This window comes from Nocardia flavorosea (genome assembly GCF_015477805.1).
Lineage (GTDB): Bacteria > Actinomycetota > Actinomycetes > Mycobacteriales > Mycobacteriaceae > Nocardia > Nocardia flavorosea_A.
The window spans coordinates 1-392 of record NZ_JADLQL010000016.1 but is presented as its reverse complement, the minus strand read 5'-3'; the positions used below and the strand labels follow the sequence as shown (position 1 = coordinate 392).

At 56.4% G+C, this 392-nt stretch carries 1 rRNA gene; it reads left to right on the top strand.

Annotated features, from left to right (window positions below):
* Nucleotides 1-108: ribosomal RNA gene (locus tag IU448_RS28585) — 16S ribosomal RNA — on the top strand; the annotation flags it as partial.
* Nucleotides 109-392: the final 284 nt, after the last annotated feature.

The window sequence follows — 392 nt, the reverse complement described above, 5'->3', positions numbered from 1 at the left end:
CCGGTGGCCTAACCCTTGTGGAGGGAGCCGTCGAAGGTGGGATCGGCGATTGGGACGAAGTCGTAACAAGGTAGCCGTACCGGAAGGTGCGGCTGGATCACCTCCTTTCTAAGGAGCATTCTCCACGCCGGCCCACACAGGTGGGTGCGGGTTGTGGCAGAGGCCATTACGAACTCGAATGTGGTTCGGTGGTTGCTCATGGGTGGAACGCTGACAACCTCCATCACAGACGGCTGGGACTGTGTTTCCGGTGCTGGTGGATATATCAACACACTGTTGGGTCCTGAAAGAACAGGCGTTCTTTCCAGGCAATAAACATGATCTGCTCGGATTTTCTGAGATACTGCCGGCTTGGTCGGTGAGTCCAGGAGTTCGGTTCGAGTGGGTGTGTT